Below are 21,808 nucleotides of genomic sequence, written 5' to 3'. Positions count from 1 at the left end.
GGCACCGTCAGTCGGTGACCGCCGGCGGGCTTGGGCGCTGGAGAAGTCATCGGATCGATTATCCGGGATGTCGGTCCCGGGCGGTAGGGCAGACGTGGATCGTTCTTTACATTCATGATTCCGAGACGTTCATGTGACCACCCTTACAGGACTGTCAAGGGTTCGGTGATCGCCTGCGTACGCCCTTACACTCGATGCCGTGGTCAACCTCACCAGCTCAGGTAGGCACGTGTCCCGACGCAAGGGTGGCGACGGCCGGCTCACCGCCGCCCTCGACCCCCACGACCAGGGTCCCCAGGACCACTGCGGTGTCTTCGGTGTGTGGGCGCCGGGCGAGGACGTCGCGAAGCTGACGTACTTCGGCCTGTACGCGCTGCAGCACCGTGGCCAGGAGTCGGCGGGTATCGCGGTCAGCAACGGACGCCAGATCCTCGTCTACAAGGACATGGGCCTGGTCAGCCAGGTCTTCGACGAGCCGACCCTCGAGTCGCTCAAGGGCCACGTCGCCATCGGCCACGCCCGTTACTCCACCACCGGCGCCTCGGTGTGGGAGAACGCGCAGCCGATCTTCAAGCCGACGCCCGACGGCTCCGTCGCCCTCGGCCACAACGGCAACCTGATCAACGTCGCCGAGATGCGCTCGGCCGTCGAGGCGCTGCCCGAGCACTCCGAGGGCCGCCACGCCCCGGTCTCGACCAACGACACCTCGCTGCTCACCGAGCTGCTCGCCTTCCACCCCGACTCCTCGCTGGAGGCGCGCGCGCTGGAGGTGCTGCCGACGATCAACGGCGCCTTCTCACTGGTGTGGATGAACGAGGACACCCTGTTCGCCGCGCGTGACCCGCAGGGCATCCGCCCGCTCGTGCTCGGTCGCCTCGACCGAGGCTGGGTGATCGCGTCCGAGGACGCCGCGCTGGCCACCGTCGGCGCGAGCGTGGTCCGCGAGGTCGAGCCGGGCGAGATGATCATCATCGACGAGTCCGGCCTGCGCTCGGTGCGGTTCGCCGAGGCGGACCGCAAGGGCTGCGTCTTCGAGTACGTCTACCTGGCCCGCCCCGACGCCAACATCGCCGGCCGCAACGTCCACGAGTCTCGCGTCGAGATGGGCCGCGAGCTGGCTCGCGAGTTCCCGGTCGACGCCGATCTGGTCATCCCGGTGCCCGAGTCCGGCATCCCCGCCGCGACCGGCTACGCGCTGGAGAGCGGCCTGCCCTTCGGCCAGGCGTTCGTGAAGAACGGCTACGTGGGGCGCACCTTCATCCAGCCCTCCCAGACCCTGCGCCAGCTCGGCATCCGGCTCAAGCTGAACGTGCTCGAGCACATGGTGCGCGGCAAGAAGGTCGTCGTGGTCGACGACTCGATCGTGCGCGGCAACACCCAGCGTGCCCAGGTGCGGATGCTGCGCGAGGCAGGCGCCCTGGAGGTCCACGTGCGGATCTCGTCGCCGCCCGTCAAGTGGCCGTGCTTCTACGGCATCGACTTCGCCACCCGCGCCGAGCTGATCGCCAACGGTCTCTCCGTCGACGAGATCGCCGCTTCGGTCGGTGCGGACTCGCTCGGATACATCTCCCTCGACGGGATGATCTCGGCGACCCGCCAGGAGCGCACCGCGCTCTGCACGGCCTGCTTCACCGGCGAATACCCCGTAGAGCTGCCCGACGAGAGCATGCTCGGCAAGCACCTCCTCGAGGTCTCGCTGCAGTCCCCGACCGAGGGCAAGGCCCTTCCGGTCCTGAACAACCCGTGATCGGAGATCCACCAGTGAGCCAGAGCCAGAACGCGTACGCCGCAGCAGGTGTCGACATCCACGCCGGCGACCGCGCCGTGGATCTGATGAAGGTCTGGATCGAGAAGTCCCGGCGCCCCGAGGTTCTCGGCGGGGTCGGCGGGTTCGCGGGTCTCTTCGACGCGAGTGCCCTGAAGGCGTACGAGCGCCCGCTGCTGGCCACCTCCACCGACGGTGTCGGCACCAAGGTCGCGATCGCGCAGGCGCTGGACAAGCACGACACGATCGGGTTCGACCTGGTCGGCATGGTCGTCGACGACCTGGTCGTCTGCGGCGCCGAGCCGCTGTTCATGACCGACTACATCGCCACCGGAAAGGTCATCCCGGAGCGGGTCGCGGCCATCGTCAAGGGCATCGCGGAGGCCTGTGTCGAGGCCGGCTGTGCGCTGGTCGGTGGCGAGACCGCGGAGCACCCGGGGCTGCTCGGGGCCGACGAGTACGACGTGGCCGGCGCGGCCACGGGCGTCGTCGAGGCCGACAACCTGCTCGGTGCGAACCTGGTCAAGGCGGGCGATGTCGTCCTCGCCATGGAGGCCTCCGGCCTGCACTCCAACGGCTTCTCCCTGGTCCGCCACGTGCTGCTCAACTCCGGCGCCTACACGCTCGACGCGGAGGTCGCCGAGTTCGGCCGTACGCTCGGCGAGGAGCTCCTCACCCCGACCCGCGTCTACGCCAAGGCGTGTCTGGACCTGGCCCGTGGCACCCGGACCCACGCCATGTCCCACGTCACCGGGGGCGGCCTCGCCGCCAACCTGGAGCGGGTCATGCCGCCGGAGCTCTCCGCGCGCATCGACCGCACCACCTGGACCCCGGCGCCCGTCTTCGACCTCGTCCGCCGCACCGGCTCCGTGGCCCTGCAGGACCTGGAGATGACCCTCAACTGCGGCGTCGGCATGGTCGCGCTGATCGACCCCGAGGACGTCGACGAGGCCGTACGCATCCTCGCTGGCTACGACATCCGCGCCTGGGCCGCCGGTGAGGTCACCGCCACCCCCGGCGGCAAGGTCGAGCTCACCGGGGCGTACGCGGGCTGGACTGCCTGAGCGACCCGACAGCCGAAAGGGCGCCGGAGCGATCGCTCCGGCGCCCTTTCGATGTTCTCAGGCCTTGAGCACCTGCACGACAGACGGCCGCGGGCCAGCGAACTCGCCCTCACCGGCGGTGCCCTCGACGTAGTCGGGGAAGCGGGAGTTCGGCGCGTCCCAGGTCCCCTCCTCGCCCGGGTGCTGGACGGCGACGAAGACCGAACCGTCGCGGTCGTGGATGACCGGGCCGCAGGTCTCGGCGTCGCGAGGCACCGCGAGGAACTGCTGGACGTGGCCGCGCTCGCGACCCTCCAGCGGAACCTTGAACAGCCCGTCGAGCTTCTGGATCGAGCTCGGCTGGCCGTCGGTGGAGATCCAGAGGTTGCCTTCGGAGTCGAAGGCCAGGTTGTCCGGGCAGGAGATCGGCGAGACCTTGTCCTTCGGGTAGCCCGCGAAGTAGGTGGACGCGTTGGTGGCCGGGTCGCCGGCGACGATCATGAGGTTCCACCGGAAGACGCGCGAGGTGTGGTCGCCGTCGTCCTCGGTGATCTCGATGACGTGGCCGTCGCGGTTGGAGTTGCGCGGGTTGGCCTCGTCCACGCCGGCCTTGCCGGTGGTGCCGCGCTGGGAGTTGTTGGTGCAGGCGACGTACACCTTGCCGGTCTTCGGCGAGGGCTCGACGTCCTCGCAGCGGTCCATCTTGGTGGCGCCGGCCTTGTCGGCGGCCAGGCGCGTGTGGACGAGGACCTCCTCGACGCTCATCCCGGAGACCTTGCTGCGGCCGTTGACCACGAGCGGGATCCACTGGCCGTAGCCGTCGAACTTGCCGTCGCTGGGCAGCTTGCCGGTGCCGTCGATCTCGGTGGCCGGGGAGTCACCGTGGAAGCGGGCGACGTAGAGGCTGCCCTCGGTGAGGAGATCGAGGTTCTTACGACGGTTGTTCTTGTCGTAGCGGCCCTTGGAGACGAACTTGTAGAGGTAGTCGAACCGCTCGTCGTCGCCGGTGTAGGCCACCACGTGACCGTTGTCGGCGATGACGATGTTCGCGCCCTCGTGCTTGAGGCGGCCGAGCATGGTGTGCTTGCGCGGGGTCGAGGTCGGGTCGGTCGGGTCGATCTCGACGATGTAGCCGAACCGGTTCGGCTCGTTGGCGTAGTCGGCCGAGCGCGCGTCGAAGCGCGGCTCGATGGCCTCCCAGCCGTACGTCGAGGCAGCATCGGTCAGGCCGTAGCGCTTCTCCGCCGCCGAGGTGCCGGTGGCCCGGAAGTAGCCGTTGAAGTTCTCCTCGCCCGACAGGATCGTGCCCCAGGGCGTGGTGCCGCCGGCGCAGTTGCCGATGGTGCCCAGCGCGACGGTGCCGGTCGGGTCGGCCGCGGTCTTGAGCAGGTCGCTGCCGGCCGCGGGACCGGTGAACTCGAACGGGGTCGAGGCCGTGATGCGACGGTTCCTCGGAGCCGACGGCACGTAGTTCCACTTCTTGCCCGGCGCGGAGCGCTCGAGCTCGACGATCCCGAAACCGTGGGCGGCCATCGCGATCTTGAGCTGCTCGGTGGCGTCGAGGTCCGGCGGGAACATGATGTCGGCGTTGACGTACTCGTGGTTGCAGCACAGCAGGCCCTTGGTGCCGGCCTTGTTGGTCACGATGACGTCGGTGTAGTCGTTGTTGTAGCCCCAGGCGAGCGCCTGCTTCTCGGCGGTCTGGCTGTTGACGTCGAACGGAACGCCGCCGGGCAGGATCGGGTCGCCCCAGCGGATGATCGGCTCCCAGGTGTAGCCCTGCGGCACCACGAAGGTGTCCTCGGTGGCAGCGACCGGCGTGATCGCCTTGAACGGCAGGTTCGTACGCCCGCCGTGGCCGCGGCCGGCGGCGAGACCCGCCTGGACGGGGCTGGCGGCGGCCGCCAGGCCGCTGCTGCCGACCGCGAGAGCAACAGCGCCCGCACCGGCGAGGCCGAGCGCGTGGCGGCGGCTGAGCGCCTTGCCGGCGATGTCACGGAAGTAGCCGTTGTCGGAGGTGTTGGGCGCGGGCTTGGCGCAAGCGCTGTCGCACTTGAGGGCGCAAGTCACCGCGCTGCGCTTGCCGCGCGTGTGTCCGGCCATGGGAAGCAGGGACAACATGGAGCGCCGGCCGTCGGTGACGGCGGGCGCTGCCTCGTCGCTGCACGAGGGACAGGCGGTGTCGGTCTGGATGTCGCTCAGTTCGGTCACTGCATTTCCGTTCAAGACGCGTTGTTGTCAGGTCTCCCAAGAATCGGAAGGGAGGCTATGCGCAGCGAGACAACCGTCTGGCCCCTCAATCTGTCGTCAGGGTGAACGGCGAATGACGAGTCATCAGGCTCAGATTCGTGTGACCTCAGTAACATTCGCTCCTAGCGAACGGATTTTCGACACCCCGGCGTGCGGATTCTTGGCATGAACCGGTAGCGTTATCCCTACGAGAAACCTGTGAACAGCCCGGGACTATCCCGGCCAAGTGCGACGAGGGGGCTGGACCCTATGGGGCGCGGCCGAGCGAAAGCCAAGCAGACGAAGGTCGCACGCGACCTGAAGTACCGGACCTATGAGACGGACTTCGGGGCCCTTGCGCGCGAACTTCATGGTGATGAAGACACCAGTCAGAAGTCCGATCCGAAGCCGGACGACTACGACGACTGGTCGGATTACGACGCGGGATCCTCGCGCGACTAGGGCTTGTCGGCCAACGGCGGCAACGTCCTGGTCGACATCCCCTCAGACTGATCGGCTGATCACTACCTCCCCGTGAGTGCCGTAGCCGGGTAGCCGGCCGCCGTGAGGCGTGCCGTCGAAGGCGACGTGCAACCACTCGTCCCCCACCGGGATCAGAGTGGGCCACGGAAGGTTCGTGACGTACGCCGATCGGAGCTCTGCGACCTCGTTGAGGTCCAGGTCGAAGATCGGGTAGCGAGCACGGACGCGACGCGGGTTGTCGCGTCCGTCGCTGGCGCCGACGACGACTGTGCCGCCCAGCGGGACAAGCGTGGTGCCCTCGGTGGCTGTCCGGTCGGTTCGCGCTGCCCGCAGGCTGAGCGCGTCCAGACTCGGTCCGCTGGCGAGCACGGTATGGAAGTCGAAGTACTTCCTGGCGCTGACGTAGCCGACCAGCCACTCGCCGTCGCGGCGTAGGACGTGGGGATCCCAGACGCCGACGGACGCGAGCCCGTCCGTCGGCAGCTCGAGCGGGGTCGAGTCGAGGACGTGCTCTCCCCGGGTCAGATCCGCGCGTGAGTGGGCGATCGTGACCCCGACCGGGCTCCACGGCTTGCTGGGGTCGGTCTTGTCGGGCGCCTTGAAGCCGCCCCACGTGCTCGTCGTGACCAGCCACTCGTCGCCGTCGCGCACGAGGTGGGTCGCGTGGTCGCCGTAGACCAAGCCGTCCCGGCGGAAGTAGAGCGCGCCGCGATGGACGAGGTCGTACGTCACCGGGTCCAGCGCCCACACCGAGGTGTGCGCCGTGGGGAAGAAGCCCGGCCCGGCGCTGGTGGCGGTGAGCAGCAGGGTGCCGTCGTCCTCGCGGAACGGCGAGCCGTCGGCGTACGTCACCACCCGGATGTCGCGCAGGCCGAGCTGCCCGAAGGCGCCGGTGCGGACCTCCTCGGCCGAGCCCTCGTGGTCCGTGGTCAGGCCGCGGAGCCACGACTCGTCACGCGGCTCGATCCCGACCTCGGTGAGATCGACCCGAGCTCTGGCCACCCACGCGCCGTCCTCCGCGCTTCGCGCGGTTACTCCCTCGCTCGGCGCGAGCGGACGAGCAAGCTCGCCGCTCGACCTCGCTCCGGTCGTCTCCCAGGTCAGCGCGGTCAGCATCGTCCCGGTCAGCGTCAGGGCGAACCGGCCGACCCCACGTCCGGCCCTGCCGTGGCGCCGGCTCGCGTGAGTCGTACGCCGCGACCCGGTCGTCACCTCAAGCCACACCCGCCGCCCGTCGTACCTCCCGGTGAGCACATCCCCATCCGAGGTGAAGCTCAGCGAGACCTGGCCGTCGCAGGCGGCCTCTATCGCGGCGTTGGCCGCGGGCCGGGAGAAGGTGCTGGACTCGACCGCGATCGTGACGGGGCGCTGGCGACGTACGATCTTGAATTCGGGGAACATCGGCTCCAGTCTTCCGGGCGCGTGGGCACAGGCCTAACGCAGCCCCCGCACATACGCGGTGGCCCGGCGCAGGTCGTGGAGACGTGCCTCCCAGGTGATGCCGAGGAAGAGCAGCAGGAGTCCGGCCGCACCGAGCACCCACCACTGCTGCAGCGTCTGCGCCGACGGCATCTGCGCCAGGGCGAGGACCGAGGCGACCAGGGCGCCACCGACCAGCGGTGCTGCCCAGCGCAGCCAGGCGCCGCCGAGGATGAAGACCAGGCAGGCGATGCCGAGCAGGGCGGTCCGCATCGAGACCGGATCCTGGAGGGCTGCTGGGACGGACGGGATGAGCGCGAGGAAGACACCCGGCCCGAGCACCGGCAGCGAGGCGACCTCCCGGTCGAGGCGGAGCTTGACCACGCCGTAGACGACCAGCGCGATCGCGGGCGGCAGGGTGTAGTACTCCCAGGTCGTGGCCGAGGTGTCGGCCAGCCGGATCCACAGCGCGATGGTGGCCAGGCTGGCGCCGGCCCAACCCAGCCAGCGTCGCTCGTGGTGGGCGATCGCGTGCGCGGAGACCGCGGCGCCGGCGAGCGTCAACAGGATGCTCAGCCAGGGGAGATCTACTCCGCGCGATCCGACCGCGGTCGGCCCGTCCGGGGTCAGGACGATCTCGGGACCGAGGGTGACCGTGCCGACGACGATCGTGACGACCGCGGCGACCGCCGCGGTGATCTCGGCGGAGGGCAGCAGCCGGAAGATGGTGACGACGGTCAGAATGACGATGATCCCGGCTGCGGCGTACGGCTTGGGGATGTCGTTGAGGTTGGCGAACATCCAGCAGAACGCGGTCAGCGTGATGATCCAGTAGGGCGCGGTGACGGCCTTGGTCTGCAGCTCCTGGGTGAGCCGGTCGACGGCGACCGCCGCGGCGGTGAGCACCCCGGCCACCACGAGTGCGAGCAGCTCGTTGCTGAAGGCGGCGCCGAGCGATCCCAGGCCGAGCAGACCGGCGACCGTCAGTCGAGGTCCGGACTGCTGGGGCTCGTGGCGCAGGATCGTCGCGATGCACATGACACCGGCGATCAGCAGCAGGATCGCCAGCCAGTCGGTGTCGAGCGCTCCGTCTTCGCTGAAGGAACCCAGGCCGATCGACACCGCGGCACCGGTGGCGGCCGCGGCCTCGATGGCGGGGCTGCGGCGTACGAGCACGATGACGCCCATCGCGACGACGACCACGACGGCGGTGTAGGGGCGTTCGATGTCGGCCAGCCGTGCCGCCTGCCAGACGGCGGCGGTCAGGGCGAGGATCCAGTAGGCGGTCGCGACCTCTCTGGTCGTGCCGGACTGGACACGGTCGACGATGAGGGCGAGGGCGGTGAGGATGACGGTCACGGCCAGCGCGAGCACGTCGTTAGAGAGGACCGCGGCGGTGGCGGCGCCGAGCCCGACGGTTCCCGCCACCGCCAGGGCGGCAGGCTGGCGGTGGTGCAGGCCGATGGCGGCGGCGAGGACGGTGGCGATGCTCAGCATGACCGCCGCCCAGGTGACGTCGACCGCGCCGATGCCGATCGAGATCGCGGCACAGGCCACGGCCGCCCACCAGCCCGATCCCCGGAAGCGGAAGAGCGTGATCAGGCCGAGGACCGTCACGATCACGCACGCGGCCCACTGGCGCTCCACGTCGATCAGCGGCGCGAGCGACCACAGGCCGAGGGTGAGCGTCGTGACCGAGTAGCTGGCGACGACCTCGCGGTCGGGGCCAAGCAGACCCTGACCCGCGTACGCAGCCACCGCCGCCAGCGCGAGCGCGACGACCACGGTGAGCAGGTCGCTGGGCAGCGCGGCGGCCAGCGCGACCAGCCCGAAGATGCCGGCGGCGAGAAGCCGCGGCCACCGCTCCGCCCACCAGGCCAGCGCGACGGCGACACCGAGCAGCAGCAGCGCCGGGAACAGCAGCGGGGCGCCGTAGCAGGCCGCCGTGATCGCGAAGCCGGAGACGCCGCCGGAGAAGGTGATCCAGCCGACCGTGGGGCGGTAGGTGCGGAACGCGGGCGGGTTGAATCGGTAGAGCCAGGCGGTGCCGAGGGCGAGGATCGCGAGCAGCGACGGCAGCGTCAGCCAGCCGGGCAGCAACGGCTCCGGACCGGTGACGGGGGAGAACGCGGACTCGGTCCAGGGCACGGCCGCGAGCCGGACGGCGGCCGAGACCGTCAGGATGAGGACGGTGATGCCGAGGCCCACGGCGTACGGCGTCAGCGCGGTGGCGGCCCAGCGCCAGGGCCGGGGGAGTGTCATGAGGGCGCCGGCGGCGACCAGGGTGACCACCACGGCCACGACCGTCAGGGTGACCGCGCCGTCATCGAGGGCGGGCTGGGTGAAGGTGTAGGCGGCGATCAGGAGGGACACCCCGACCATCGCGACCTTCGCGTCCTTGGGCAGCGGGAACAGCAGCGCGACGACCGTCAGCACCGCGGCGGCGCCGAGCAGCAGGGGCAGGGTGCCGCCTCGCAGCAGCTCGGAACCGGTCAGCGCGGGATCGGCCAGGCCGCGGACGAGCAGCATCAGCCAGAAGCCCGCCATCACGACCATCGAGCCGAGGGTCAGCGCCTGCAGGTCGGTCTTGCTCGCCACGATCACCACGACCAGGGCGATGACCGCCGCGACCAGCGGGAACCAGATGAGGTCGGAGATGAGCTCGAGGCCGATCAGGGCGGTGAGTACGCCGGCGGCGGCCGCCACCTGTGGCCCGATCACCGCGGTCAGCTTCTCGCTGCGCGCGCCGATCAGGGACATCGCGAGGCCGGCCAGGAAGACGACCAAGCCGACGATGACCAGGAAGCCACGGTCCCAGTCCACTCCATCGAGCCAACCGGCGTACTTCATCCCGGCTATGTCCAGGGCGAGCAGTCCCAGCGCGAGTGTCCATACGCCTTCGGTGCCGGCACGTAGCTCGAGATGCATCAGCACCGCGCCACCGATCGTGAAGAGCGCGGTGAAGACGACCAGCATCGTGGTGCGGCCGCCGACGCCCATCGTCGCCCAGGCGACCGCGAGGAAGACGACGCCCGCGACCAGCAGGAAGAGCACGCCGACGCCGACCAGGATCAGCGGCACCGTGATCGGCGCCCGCCGGGCGACCGGAGCGCCGGGGAACGGCGCCGGTCCGGCCATGGCAGTCGCGGCCGGGGCCGGGGCCGCGAGCGGCGCGGCCTCGGGCTCGGGCTGGATGTGCGGCGGCGGCGCCGCGGGCGGCGCGCCGACCAGCAGGGGAGCGGGCGGCGGGGTCGCCCGCGCGGCCCGGCTCGCCTCCTCCCGGATCGACCGCAACCGGGTCATGAGTACGTCGGCCCGCAGCAGGGTGCCGTAGAGCTCTTGCGCGACGGCGTTCTCCAGCGGCAGCCCGCAGTGCGGGCAGGGGCTGGTGCCGGGCTCGAAAGCCTCCCGGCAGTCGGGGCAGCGACCAGGATCGGCGTACTTCACAGCCAACCATCCTTGCGTAGATCCGCCGAAGCGCGTGCGGGAAACGCAGGGTGTGCGCTGAGACTTGATCCAGAATGACAACCGGCTTCGACCCATAACTGCAGGTCGAAGCCGGTTGTTGCTTGTGGGCAGGGGCGGGGTCGAACCGCCGACCTATCACTTTTCAGGCGATCGCTCGTACCAACTGAGCTACCTGCCCAAGCGAGGTGAAACATTACCGGAAGCGCCCGCGACGTTCCGAATCGGGACCCGAACACGGACGTACGGCCTCGCTTTGGCGGCCTCGGACGCAGGCCTCTAGGATGTCCCGGCAGGCCCCCTTCGTCTAGCGGCCCAGGACCCCGCCCTTTCACGGCGGTAGCGCCGGTTCGAATCCGGTAGGGGGTACACAGTCTTTCCATGTCTCGAGTCTCGCCGGGCGACAGCCCGGCCGGCATCCGCACGGATACTCATATCCAGGACGCACGGGGTCGCGCGGATGCGACACTTCCGACTGTGAGTGCGTGGACGTCGCCAGCGGCGATCGAGGTCGAGAACCGGCTCTTCCGGGCTCTGGCGGTGTTGCGCGTGGTCGTGCTCATCAACGCGCTCGGGCTGACCATCTACCGGGCCGCCAACTTCGACCCGCCCGCGGCCGCGCTGGTCTGCGCGCTGGTCATGGTGGGTTGGACCGCCTTCGCCCTCTGGGCGTACGCAGCACCCGCCCGCCGCACCGCGGTGCTCGTCGGCGCCGACCTGGCGATCGCGCTCGGACTCCTGCTCGTGACCCCGCTGGTGAAGGGGCCGGGATTCCAGGCGAGCGTGCCGGGGTTCTGGGTGAGCGGCGCGCTGCTCGCCTGCGCGATCCACTACCGCTGGATCGGCGGCCTGCTGGCCGGGCTGGCGCTGGCGGCCGTCGACCTTGGGCTGCGTCAGGAGATCGACCAGTCGATCTACGGCAATGCGTTCCTGCTGGTCATCGGGGGCCCGGTGGTCGGCTACATGTGCGAGTCGGTCCAGCGGATGGCGCAGGAACGGGACGAGGCCGAGCGCGCCGCGGCCCGGGCCGAGGAGCGGGCACGGCTCGCCCGGGCGGTCCACGACGGCGTGCTCCAGGTCCTCGCGCTGGTCCAGCGCCGCGGTGGCGAGCTGGGTGGTGACGCCGCCGAGCTCGGCAGGCTGGCGGGGGAGCAGGAGCGGGAGCTGCGGGCGCTGATCCGTGGCGAGCAGCCCGGCCGGGGACCCGCGCTCGGGATGATCGACCTGGCCGCCGCTCTCGCCGAGCTCGAGACCGGCACCGTGACCGTGGCCGGACCCGCGACCGCCGTCGAGATGCCCGCGCGCTCGGCCGAGGAGATCGTCGCCGCGACCCGCGCGGCCCTGGACAACGTACGCCGCCACGTCGGTGAGGACGCTCGCGCCTGGGTGCTCCTTCAGGCCTTCCCCGACCACGTCGAGGTCTCGGTGCGTGACGACGGGCCTGGCATCGCGAACGGCCGGGTCGTCGAGGCCGGGGCACAGGGCAGGCTCGGCATCAGCGAGTCGATCCGTGGCCGGATCGAGGACCTCGGCGGCAAGGCAGAACTGATCACCGGAGCAACCGGGACCGAGTGGGAGCTCACGGTCCCCCGAACAGGAGTGCAGGCATGAGCAGAGTGATGGTCGTCGACGACCACCCGATGTGGCGCGACGCGGTCGAGCGCGACCTGACTGGCGCGGGCTTCGAGGTCGTCGCCACCGCCAGCACCGGCCGTGAGGCGATCACCCGGTTCGCCGCGACCCGGCCGGAGGTGGTCGTGCTCGACCTGCACATCCCCGAGCCCGACGGTGTTCAGGTCACCACCGAGATCATCGCGCTGCACCCGGTGGCCAAGGTCCTCATCCTCTCCGCCTCGGGCGAGCAGAACGACGTGCTCGCCGCGGTCAAGGCCGGCGCGACCGGCTACCTGGTCAAGTCCGCCTCCCGCGACGAGCTCCTGGAGGCCGTACGCCGCGTCGCGGCCGGCGACCCGGTCTTCACCCCTGGCCTCGCCGGTCTGGTCCTGGGCGAGTTCCAGCACAGCGCCGCCACCGAGGTGCGTGGCGACAAGCCCATGCTCACCGACCGTGAGACCGAGATCCTCAAGCTCGTCGCCAAGGGCCTGAGCTACCGCCAGATCGCCGACCGCCTCGTGCTCTCCCATCGCACGGTCCAGAACCACGTACAGAACACCCTGCGCAAGCTCCAGATGCACAACCGAGTCGAGCTCACCCGCTACGCCATCGAGCAGGGCTTGGACGCCGACTGACGGGTTCTGCGCCCGGCATGGGGGAGAATCGAGAGGTGGTCTCGCTCCTCTACCTTCACGGCGTCGGCAACGGCGATCCCCGCGACGCCTGGCGCCGCGCGCTGGACAGCTCGCTGCGGGCTGCCGGCTACCCGGGGCTCGACGAGGTCGAGGTGATCGCGCCGAAGTATCCCGACGTCCTCCGCACCGACGACGGCGACAAGACCATCAAGATCCCGCCGGTCACCGCGCCGAGGTTGAGCGCCGCCGACCAGCGGGACGTACGCCGCCGGGTCGAGCGCGCGACCGCCGAGCTCGAGTCCATCCTCGGCGAGCCCGTGCCCGCCTCGCCGGTCGGCGTCACCGACTCGCTGGCGCCGATCGTGCTGCGCGTGCTCCGCCAGGCCCACAACTACGTGACCAAGCCAGGCATCCGGGCACGGACGCTGCGGATGGTCCTCGAGGAGCTTCCCGAGGAGGGGGAGATCGTCATCGTCGGCCACAGTCTCGGCTCGATCATCGCGATCGACCTGCTACGCCGGCTCCCGCCGAAGCTGACGGTCACCGGGCTGGTGACGATCGGCAGCCCGGCCGCCCACCCGAACCTCCACGAGGACTCCGACCGCCTGGAGATGAAGGCGCCGGTCGACCACGTCGGCTGGTGGGTCAACGTATGGAGCAACGGCGACGCGGTGACCGGCCTCCGCGGCATCTGGCGCCACTTCCCCTGGGCGCTCGACCTCCAGGTCGGGCTCGGCCTCGACCACCGCACCACCACCTACCTCCGCTCCAAGCCGGTCGCCACCGCGATCGGGCGCGGCCTGTTCGGCTCCCTCACCAAGGAGCTCGCGATCGTCGAGGGCACCCCCGACGTCGCCCTGAACTCGCTCGAGGTGCGCCTGGCGCTGTGGCTCGCCTACGCCCAGTTCCTGCGCGACCACCTCAAGGGCGCCACCCAGGAGCGCTTCGGCGCCGCGCTGCGCGTCGTCCAGCACGAGGTCCTGGAGCGACTGCTCGAGAACTACCGCAACGACGGCGTACGCATCCCCCAACAGCTCCTCGACCTGCGCGTCTCGCCGACAGGGCTGATTCCGGAGGGACCCAGCGACCGGGACCTGCCCCGGCCCAAGCCGCTGACCCAGCTATCCAAAGAAGAGGCCGTCCTCGCGCTGGTGGCGCTGGCGACCGCCAACCCGGTGCGGCCCTACGAGATCGACGTCCCCGACGACGTACGCCGTCAGGCATTCCACGATCTGACCGTATGGATGGGGCTCGGGGGCGGGCTCGGGGAGAACCTGCACATCGCGATGCAGTCCGCCTCGAAGGCCGTCTACCCGGTCGACCAGTGGAAGCTGTGGGTCGGCATCGGGATCGGCGCGGCCGTTCTGGTCGCCGGACCGATCGGGCTCGCCCTCGCCGCCCCCGCCGGGCTCGCCGGGGGAGCGGCGATCATCGGCGCGCTCTCCGCCTTCGGTCCGGGCGGGATGGTCGGCGGACTCGTCACCGCCGGTGCGATCACCACCACCGGCGCCGGCACGATCGCCGCCACCCTCGTCTCCAGCTCGTCCACCGCCGAGGACGTCGAGGTCACCGTCATCCAGCTCCTCACCGCCGCGATCCTGCGCTCCCGCGAAGGCCTCGAGCAGGACCTTGGCGTCTGGCTCGCGATGTCCGAGATCCAGCGTCAGACCGGGCGCGAGGTCGCCCGGCTCGCGGCCTACAGCGACGAGAAGGCGCCGGGTGTCGAGGCCCTCCGGCGCAAGGCCCGTGCGGCCGAACGGGCCATGGCCTACATGGTCAAGAACCGGCTCGTGGCGGGCCTCACCGACGAGGAACCCAAGGGCGAGGAGCCCTTCGAGGAGTAGGACCCCTCCCCGATTGTGAATCCCCCTCACCCATGGGCTATGTTTTTCCCGTTGCCGCACACAGCGGAAACAAACAAGGCCCTGTAGCGCAGTTGGTTAGCGCGCCGCCCTGTCACGGCGGAGGTCGCGAGTTCAAGTCTCGTCAGGGTCGCTCGAAACGAAGACGACGTGTGGCTGCAAAGCAGCCCACGTCGTTTCTCGATTTACATGGCGGCCTCCGGCCGCGGCGGGGGATATCCCCCGCACCCCCTTAGGTTTCTGGGGGGATCGTTCGCTCTGTGGGGGTCGTGCGCTTTGTTGCGGCTGTTTGGCGGCGTTCTCGCTCTGGCAGGTGTGGCTGGAGAGGCTTGTTTCCTCCGGTGTGACTTGTGGGTCGGGTGTTGTTCCCGGAGCGGGGGACACGCCGGGGTGTGGCGAGCGCAGGGGGCGTCGAGCGTGGGAGGGTGGTCGTCCTGCTTCGGCAGGAGTCTCGGGCCAGAGATCCCTCGATCTCACCCCCGGTTCGGGCCGTTCGTCCCTGTGGGATATAAGCCGATTTGGCGGTAACGTGCGGGCTGCTGTCCTCTCGTGAGAGGATTCTGCCGCTTGTGTCGACGTCGCAATTCGGCAGGGCACGGGGGAACGACTAAGACGTTCGGTATTCAGGAGGCAACACCACCATGTCGTCGTACTACCCGCATCGGCCGCCCCATGCGGCGAGTGCGGACGAGCTTGCGTCACGGATGCAGACGAACGGTGCCTACCGCACCCCGGCCCCCGCGCAGCAGCAGCCCCCCGCCCTTGGTTGGGACCAGCGTCCGCAGCAGTCACAGGCCCAGCCTCAGTACCAGGAGCCGGCGATCCAGCAGCCGGCCGTGATGGCGCAGACCACCGGAACGCACTGGCCGCAGTTCGTCAACAACAACCGCCTCATCGGCGCGCTCGTTGCCGGCTTCGGTGCCACCCAGCTCGCCACGATGTTCGGCTACTGGATCTACGGCCTCGGCATCATGGAGGGCCCGCTGGACTTCGCGTTCTTCAACGGCGTCATCCTGACCCCGAACGCCACCGCCAACGAGGCCGGCTTCGCCGTCTCGCAGTGGTTCGCCGGTATGGGCTTCCACTACTTCAACGGCATGGTCTTCGCGCTCGCCTACGCTCTGGTGATCTTCCCGTGGCTCGGCAAGACCCACACCACCTCGAGCAACCTCGCGCGTTCGCTCGGCATGGGCATGTTCCTCGCCACCGCCTCCTGCGGTTGGTGGATCCCGGCCCTGCACCCGGAGGACGTCATCGGCGTCGACCCGGGCTTCTTCTCGATCAACCTCGGATGGGGCACCGTCCTGGGTGTCTACCTGTGGCACCTCGTCTGGGCGGTCGCACTCGGCCTGTTCTTCAACCCGCAGGACTGATACCCCGCTTCACGCACGAGAGCCCCAGCCGATCGGCTGGGGCTCTCGTCGTATGTAGAAGCAGATCTCGTACGCCGCGACCGACTACTCGGGCCAGGCGTCGAAGACTTGGCCACCGTTGGTGGTCAGGTGGTTGTGCAGCTGCTCGCCGGCAGCGGCGTCGCGCAGCGTACGAAGCACGAGGCGGCGCCGGTCCGACGGGTTGGCCGTCGGCGGTCCCGGGGTCAGCGCCATGGTCTCGGTGACCCGATCGGCCAGCAGGCGCAGGTGGCTGCGCTCGCCACCGGCGTAGATGACGTGGGTGTGCTCCAGCGGGGAGGCCCACAGGATGTTGCCCTCGACGACGATCAGGCGTGACTCGGTGGCCATCACCTTCATCTCGACGTCGGTCATGTTCTGGATCATGTCGGCCCCGGCGAGGATCGACTCGCCCTCGTGCAGGAAGGCGGGGAGCGCGTGGGCGAGGTTGGCCTCGATCATCGCGGCCTCCTCGCGGGCACGCTGCTGAGCTCCCTGCTGGCCAACGTACGGGCCGTTGCCGACGGTGCGCTGGGCACCCGTGTTCGGCGCCTGGCCGTAGGAACCGGTGTTGGTGCCGTACGCGCCCTGGTTGGGGTAGTAGGAACCGGTGTTCGGGTAGGAGCCCGGGTTCGGGTAGGAGCCCGGGGCCGGCGCGACGCCGTAGTTGTTGGGCGGCGCGGTCTGGCCGTAGGGGGTGCCGGTGCCGTACTCACCGCCCCAGCTGGCGTCGACGTTCACCTGCGCGCCGGCGGCTCGCGCGGCGTAGTCGAGGGTCGGGAAGAAGTCGTGGAAGGCGTCCTTGTCCCGGATCTTCATCGTCGTCGAGTAGGACGATCCGGGGACCAGCGCCTCGATGATGAAGTCGCCCAGGCTGGGCGGGGGAGGAACGCCGATGAAGGTGAGGACGGCCAGGTTGACGGAGAAGACGCGCTCGTGGAACTCGAACATCACCCGGCGGTCGGTCAGGAAGGCGTGACCCGAGGCATTCCCCTCGTGGGGGAACTTGACCGCGACCCGGGCCCACTGGACCTCACCGGGCTGCAGCAGGGACTTCACCAGAAGCCAGTCGCGGGTCTCCGAAGCGATGGCCCGGCTGTTGGGATCATGCGCCATCCGTCGGTGGAAATCCTCCACCGGTCGGTGGCCCACGGTGATGGACGCCGAGGCCCTTTTCATTGAGCGCATGTTCGCAAACCCTAGCCCTTCCTCCCCCTAGTGTGGACAGTTTGTACCAGCAGGGTCGCGATGTTGTGGAATCCCCTGATGTAGATGACAGCTCAACTCTGCGTGGCGGCTCCAAGCACCTACCTATTGACAGAAAACTGACAGGCCATCAGACCACCCTCTTCTGTGGGTATCCCTGACGACGGGGATCAGCGAGGGGATGGGGCTGTGATGACTGGTTCGCCTGTGGCGACGGCAAGAGAGACGACCGGCGTGCACTGGAGCGAGCTGCCGTGCGCGATCGAGGACGGCGACCTGTGGTTCGCCGCGACCAGCACGGATGCGGACCGCGCCAAGGAGCTGTGTCGTACGTGTCCGCTTCAGCGCTCCTGTCTGCAGGGCGCGATCGCCCGGCAGGAGCCGCACGGCGTGTGGGGTGGTGAGGTCTTCTACGAGGGGATCGTCGTCGCGCGCAAGCGCACCCGTGGCCGACCGCGCAACGGAGAGCTCCACCAGCGGGACATTGAGCGCCAGGCTCGAGCAAATCTGCGGAAAAATACGTCGGTGGGAGCGGCGTAGCCTGTCACCCGGCAGAATGTCCCCTGTGGGGATTGAGATAAGCCCAGAGCGCTTCGACGAACTAGTGGAGCAGGCGCTCGACGCCATTCCGGATGAGCTCGCCGCTCAGGTGCACAACCTCGTCGTGCTCGTCGAGGAGTGGCCGCCCGAGGGCGAGCCTCGAGACACCCTCGGTCTCTACGACGGCGTGGCGCTGACCGACCGCAACGACCTCTACGGCCTCACGCTGCCGGACCGGATCTTCATCTTCCGCCAGCCTCTCCAGCAGATGTGCGTGGACGAGACCGACCTGGCCGCCGAGATCCGCATCACCGTCGTCCACGAGATCGCCCACCACTTCGGCATCGACGACGAGAAGCTCCACCAGCTCGGCTGGGCCTAGATGGTCGAACCGACCAGCCACCCGAGACTGACCGCGGCGGTCCCGACGGCGAGGGAGCCGAGGACGTTCAGCGCGGCTGATCGCCACCGGCCGCTCTCGGCGAGGCGGACGGTCTCGTAGGAGAAGGTCGAGAACGTCGTCAGGGCCCCGCAGAAGCCGGTGCCGGCCAGGGTGAGCACCCACACGGGAAGTACGCCGCTCGCGGCCGCCCCGGCCAGCAGGCCGAGCACGAGCGAACCGACGGCGTTGACCGCCATCGTCCCCCACGGGAAGTCCGCGCCGGTCCACTCCCGGACGTAGAGGTCGGTCAGGTAGCGCGCCGGAGCGCCGATCGCGCCGCCGAGCAGGACCAGGAGCGCGGTCATCGCTCCTCTCCTCGGCCCGGATCCGGCGCAGGATCAGGATCGAGGTCAGGGTCGATGCCGTCGACCACGACCTCGCGGCCGCTGTCGAGCACGGCCACCCGGCCGAGCATCAGCCCGAGCCAGGCGGCGCCGATCCCGGCGGCCACTGAGGCGAGCAGGTAGAGCATCGCGAGTGCGGGCGCGTGCCCGGTCAGGACGTACGTCTCGAGCTCGTAGGCCGAGAAGGTGGTGTAACCGCCGAGCACGCCGACCCCGAGGAACGGGCGCAGGTAGCGACCCCAGAACGGGACAGTGGCCCACGGGCCCAGGACGAACGCCATCAGCACGCCCAGCAGCAGGCAGCCGGAGACGTTGGTGAGGAAGGTCGCCCATGGCCAGGAGTGACCGCCGTGGGGGAGGACCGTGGTGAGGCCCCAGCGGGCCAGTGAGCCGAGCGCTCCGCCGGCAGCGATGGGGGCGAGCAGGTCGCCATGCTCACGCAGCACGCGGACAGCGTACGGGTTAGCGAAGCCCGGTCATGTGCGCCGCGCTCCACCTGGTGGGGCGGCCGCCGGCGGCCTGGGTGAGGTATTCGCCGAGGAACCAGCGCTGGAAAGTGACCTGCTCGGGCGAGCGGGCCAGGACGAGCAGCCGCTCCTGGCGGCAGAACTCGTCGATGAGGTCGAGCATGTCGAGGAAGCGGCGCATCGTCTCGGCCGCGGACCGCGGCATGCGTACGTGCAGGTCCGCCGTCTCCCGGTCGCGGCCCGAGCTGGACCCGATCACCCCGGAGAGCTGGCCGTGGCCGAGGCCGTCGAGGAGCTGGCGCTCCAGCGAGCCGAACAGGGCCGAGAGGCTGGCGGCGAGCGGGTAGTCGTTGGCGTGGGCGAGCGAGAGGAGGCGTACTTCGCGCCGCAGCTCCCGGAAGTGATGCTGGAAGCCCTTGTAGAGGGCGAGAGGTACGCCGAGGATGCTGACCTCGACCGCGTCGGAGCCGAGGCGCTCGGGTCGCGGGGGTGCGCCGGCAGGCCCGGTGATCACGCCCTCGACGCCGTCCCCCTCGTCGATCTCGGCCGCCGGGGTGAACCAGACGGTCTTGCCGGACGCGTCGATGTCGGCGCCCCACGCCTCCGAGACGCTGGCCACGATCGAGAGGCCGCGACCGACCGTCAGCAGGACCTCGTCCTCGTCGTCGAGGGCGAGCGGGACCGGCAGCAGGGGCGGCTCGGTCGAACCGTCACGGATCTCGACGCGGGGGTGGTCGACGGTGCCGCGCATCCGGATCGTGACCGGGGCGGTGCCGTGGAACAGCGCGTTGGAGACCAGCTCCGAGACGCCGTACTCGGCGCAGTCGACGAGGTCGGTGCGCTCGATCTCCTCGCAGGCCGCTCGGACCCAGACGCGGGCGTCCTGAACGGCGCGGGAACCGGTGCGGAGCAGGAGAGCTGGCCGGCTCAACGGCATGTTCTCCTCCTCCGATCTCGCGGGTCGGGACACACGGTCTCGTTGTGTGGTGTTCGTTGAAAGAATTTTCCGCACTTGAAGGTGTCTGATCCGGGCCATGGACCACTAGGGCCCAAGGTCCCGGTCGCCCTCACAGATTAAAGTCAGGGGGTTCCGACGGGGTGACGGACACGCGGTCGGAACGCATACTCGGCGGCCGCCCGGCAACTGTGACGAAGTAGTCGCGCCCGGGAATGAACAGATCCGCCGGAATGGTTCAGAATATGAGGTGGAACGTTCAAAAGATCTCGTTTGAGGTAGGGGATTAGTCAATGTCAGCGGACCAGGCAAAGCACCGGGTCGTCATCATCGGTTCCGGCTTCGGGGGTCTTTTCTCCGCGAAGGCGTTCAAGGGCCGCGACGACGTCGAGGTGACCTTGATCGCGAAGACGACCCATCACCTGTTCCAGCCGCTGCTCTACCAGGTGGCGACCGGAATCCTCTCGCAGGGCGAGATCGCCCCGCCGACCCGAGACATCCTGCACCGGCAGAAGAACGCCACGGTGCTGCTCGGCGAGGTGACCGAGATCGACGCCGAGGCCAAGAAGGTCACGGCGCAGATGCTCAACCAGGAGATCAGCGTCGAGTACGACTCGCTGATCGTCGCCGCCGGCGCCGGCCAGTCCTACTTCGGCAACGACCACTTCGCCGAGTTCGCCCCCGGCATGAAGTCGATCGACGACGCGCTCGAGCTGCGTGGCCGCATCTTCGGTGCCTTCGAGATCGCCGAGCTGACCGCCTCGCGCGGCGAGCCGATCGGCGACCTGCTCACCTTCGTCGTCGTGGGTGCCGGCCCGACCGGTGTGGAGATGGCCGGCCAGATCGCTGAGCTGTCCAACCGGGTGCTGAAGAACGATTTCACCCACATCTCCTCGGAGAAGGCGCGAGTCGTGCTCGTCGACGCGGCCCCGCAGGTGCTGCCGCCGTTCGGGGAGAAACTCGGCGCCAAGGCGGAGCAGGCGCTGGAGAAGGCCGGTGTCGAGGTCGTCCTCGGCGCGATGGTCACTCACGTCGACGAGTTCGGCATCGAGATGAAGTTCAAGGACGGCAGGACCGAGCGGATCGGCTCGATCGCGAAGATCTGGGCCGCCGGCGTCCAGGCCTCCGAGCTGGGCAAGACGCTCTCGAAGCAGACCGGTGCCGAGCTCGACCGCGCAGGTCGGATCGCCGTCAACCCCGACCTGACCTTGCCGGGTCACCCCGAGATCTTCGTGGTCGGCGACATGATCAGCCTCGACCACCTTCCCGGTGTCGCGCAGGTCGCGATCCAGGGTGGCAAGCACTCGGCCAAGACGATCAAGGCCCGTCTGAAGAACAAGCCGGAGCCCGGCAACTTCAAATACTTCGACAAGGGCTCGATGGCCACCATCTCCCGCTTCAACGCGGTCTTGATGATGGGCAACTTCAAGCTGACCGGCATTCTCGCCTGGTTCGGCTGGCTGGTCGTCCACCTGGCCTACATGACCGGGTTCCGCAACCGGCTCACCGCGACGCTGCACTGGATGATGTCGTTCATCGGCAAGGACCGCTCCGAGCGCACCACCACCATGCAGCAGATCTTCGCCCGGGAGGCGCTCGAACGGGTCCCAGGCGGCATGGCCGCTCTCATCGACGACCCTGCCGAGGTCGCTCTGCAGGTCGAACGCCGCCGCAAGGAGCTCGAGGAGCAAGCCGCCGAGGAGTCGCGCCTGGCCGACTCCCACAGCGCCTCGTAGCCGCCGCCTTTCGACGACCCGTCGCAGACCTTGTCTGCGGCGGGTCGTTCTGTTCTATCCGGGTCTCTGAGATCGGTGCTTGCTATTGTATGCGGACACGGTGTCTCATTAAACTGTCGATGAGGTGCCCGATCGAGGAGGACACGTGAACGAGCGTCAGCGAGTGAGCCAGATGATCAACACGCCACCGCGTCCGTATTCTGGCGCTTGCG

At 69.3% G+C, this 21,808-nt stretch carries 17 protein-coding genes and 3 tRNA genes; 12 read left to right on the top strand and 8 right to left on the bottom strand.

Annotated elements, in window-relative coordinates; translation table 11 throughout:
* Nucleotides 1-229: 229 nt before the first annotated feature.
* Both purF and purM read left to right on the top strand, forming a co-directional pair.
* Nucleotides 230-1,747 (top strand): amidophosphoribosyltransferase, encoded by a 1,518-nt coding sequence (gene purF, locus AB0F44_RS21645; protein ID WP_355019599.1) that lies wholly within the window; start codon nt 230-232, stop codon nt 1,745-1,747.
* Between the two features lie 14 nt (nt 1,748-1,761).
* On the top strand, nt 1,762-2,829 hold the full coding sequence (gene purM / locus AB0F44_RS21640; RefSeq protein WP_357358748.1) for a phosphoribosylformylglycinamidine cyclo-ligase: 1,068 nt from the start codon (nt 1,762-1,764) through the stop codon (nt 2,827-2,829).
* 57 nt (nt 2,830-2,886) lie between these two features.
* Here the strand turns inward: purM and AB0F44_RS21635 are convergent, their stop codons facing one another.
* Complete coding sequence (locus tag AB0F44_RS21635) at nt 2,887-5,019, bottom strand: PhoX family phosphatase (protein WP_357358747.1); 2,133 nt, start codon at nt 5,017-5,019, stop codon at nt 2,887-2,889.
* Between the two features lie 288 nt (nt 5,020-5,307).
* Between AB0F44_RS21635 and AB0F44_RS21630 the strand changes: the two genes are divergently transcribed.
* A complete protein-coding gene (locus AB0F44_RS21630) occupies nt 5,308-5,499 on the top strand; it encodes a DUF3073 family protein (RefSeq protein WP_160026710.1) in 192 nt (63 codons plus the stop codon).
* 42 nt (nt 5,500-5,541) lie between these two features.
* Here AB0F44_RS21630 and AB0F44_RS21625 read toward each other — a convergent pair whose 3' ends face one another.
* From AB0F44_RS21625 to AB0F44_RS21615, 3 genes are all read right to left on the bottom strand, one after another.
* Nucleotides 5,542-6,921, bottom strand: coding sequence for a hypothetical protein (locus AB0F44_RS21625; protein ID WP_357358746.1), 1,380 nt, complete (start codon nt 6,919-6,921; stop codon nt 5,542-5,544).
* Nucleotides 6,922-6,954: 33 nt separating this feature from the next.
* Nucleotides 6,955-10,386, bottom strand: a complete 3,432-nt coding sequence (locus AB0F44_RS21620; RefSeq protein WP_357358745.1) for a hypothetical protein — start codon at nt 10,384-10,386, stop codon at nt 6,955-6,957.
* A 125-nt stretch (nt 10,387-10,511) separates the two neighbouring features.
* Nucleotides 10,512-10,585 (bottom strand) — tRNA-Phe (locus AB0F44_RS21615).
* A gap of 115 nt (nt 10,586-10,700) precedes the next feature.
* On the opposite strand from AB0F44_RS21615, the gene AB0F44_RS21610 reads away from it, so the two are divergent.
* From AB0F44_RS21610 to AB0F44_RS21585, 6 genes are all read left to right on the top strand, one after another.
* Nucleotides 10,701-10,773, top strand: a tRNA-Glu gene (locus tag AB0F44_RS21610).
* 108 nt (nt 10,774-10,881) lie between these two features.
* On the top strand, nt 10,882-12,015 hold the full coding sequence (locus tag AB0F44_RS21605) for a DUF5931 domain-containing protein (protein ID WP_357358744.1): 1,134 nt from the start codon (nt 10,882-10,884) through the stop codon (nt 12,013-12,015).
* Entirely contained in the window at nt 12,012-12,653 is a 642-nt protein-coding gene (locus tag AB0F44_RS21600; protein WP_357358743.1) for a response regulator transcription factor, read from the top strand. Before AB0F44_RS21605 ends, AB0F44_RS21600 begins: the two co-directional genes overlap by 4 nt.
* Before the next feature lie 17 nt (nt 12,654-12,670).
* The gene (locus tag AB0F44_RS21595; protein ID WP_357358742.1) at nt 12,671-14,497 is read left to right on the top strand and encodes a hypothetical protein; all 1,827 of its coding nucleotides are present in this window, start codon (nt 12,671-12,673) and stop codon (nt 14,495-14,497) included.
* 77 nt (nt 14,498-14,574) lie between these two features.
* Nucleotides 14,575-14,648, top strand: a tRNA-Asp gene (locus tag AB0F44_RS21590).
* Between the two features lie 508 nt (nt 14,649-15,156).
* Nucleotides 15,157-15,888, top strand: a complete 732-nt coding sequence (locus AB0F44_RS21585; protein WP_357358741.1) for a hypothetical protein — start codon at nt 15,157-15,159, stop codon at nt 15,886-15,888.
* An 84-nt stretch (nt 15,889-15,972) separates the two neighbouring features.
* Here AB0F44_RS21585 and AB0F44_RS21580 read toward each other — a convergent pair whose 3' ends face one another.
* Nucleotides 15,973-17,022 carry a hypothetical protein gene (locus AB0F44_RS21580; RefSeq protein WP_350661102.1) on the bottom strand — a complete coding sequence of 350 codons (1,050 nt, stop codon included), beginning with the start codon at nt 17,020-17,022 and terminating at the stop codon, nt 15,973-15,975.
* Nucleotides 17,023-17,304: 282 nt separating this feature from the next.
* Between AB0F44_RS21580 and AB0F44_RS21575 the strand changes: the two genes are divergently transcribed.
* Together AB0F44_RS21575 and AB0F44_RS21570 are read left to right on the top strand one after the other, a co-directional pair.
* Nucleotides 17,305-17,652, top strand: a complete 348-nt coding sequence (locus AB0F44_RS21575; RefSeq protein ID WP_357358740.1) for a WhiB family transcriptional regulator — start codon at nt 17,305-17,307, stop codon at nt 17,650-17,652.
* Between the two features lie 25 nt (nt 17,653-17,677).
* A complete protein-coding gene (locus tag AB0F44_RS21570) occupies nt 17,678-18,034 on the top strand; it encodes a metallopeptidase family protein (protein ID WP_357358739.1) in 357 nt (118 codons plus the stop codon).
* Here AB0F44_RS21570 and crcB read toward each other — a convergent pair.
* Genes crcB through AB0F44_RS21555 form a run of 3 tightly spaced genes read right to left on the bottom strand, consistent with a single transcriptional unit; the run spans nt 18,031 to nt 19,842 of the window.
* Nucleotides 18,031-18,399, bottom strand: coding sequence for a fluoride efflux transporter CrcB (gene crcB / locus AB0F44_RS21565; RefSeq protein ID WP_357358738.1), 369 nt, complete (start codon nt 18,397-18,399; stop codon nt 18,031-18,033). The genes AB0F44_RS21570 and crcB overlap by 4 nt on opposite strands.
* Complete coding sequence (locus tag AB0F44_RS21560; RefSeq protein ID WP_357358737.1) at nt 18,396-18,884, bottom strand: CrcB family protein; 489 nt, start codon at nt 18,882-18,884, stop codon at nt 18,396-18,398. The genes crcB and AB0F44_RS21560 overlap by 4 nt, the downstream gene beginning before the upstream one ends.
* A gap of 16 nt (nt 18,885-18,900) precedes the next feature.
* On the bottom strand, nt 18,901-19,842 hold the full coding sequence (locus AB0F44_RS21555) for an ATP-binding protein (RefSeq protein ID WP_357358736.1): 942 nt from the start codon (nt 19,840-19,842) through the stop codon (nt 18,901-18,903).
* Nucleotides 19,843-20,153: 311 nt separating this feature from the next.
* Here AB0F44_RS21555 and AB0F44_RS21550 point away from each other — a divergent pair, with 311 nt between their 5' ends.
* The gene (locus tag AB0F44_RS21550) at nt 20,154-21,596 is read left to right on the top strand and encodes an NAD(P)/FAD-dependent oxidoreductase (RefSeq protein ID WP_357358735.1); all 1,443 of its coding nucleotides are present in this window, start codon (nt 20,154-20,156) and stop codon (nt 21,594-21,596) included.
* Nucleotides 21,597-21,808 lie beyond the last annotated feature (212 nt).

The sequence above is a fragment of the Nocardioides sp. NPDC023903 genome (genome assembly GCF_040639295.1).
Taxonomy (GTDB): Bacteria; Actinomycetota; Actinomycetes; order Propionibacteriales; family Nocardioidaceae; genus Nocardioides.
Note: the sequence above shows the minus strand (reverse complement) of the source record. Positions and strands in the feature narration are given on the sequence as shown.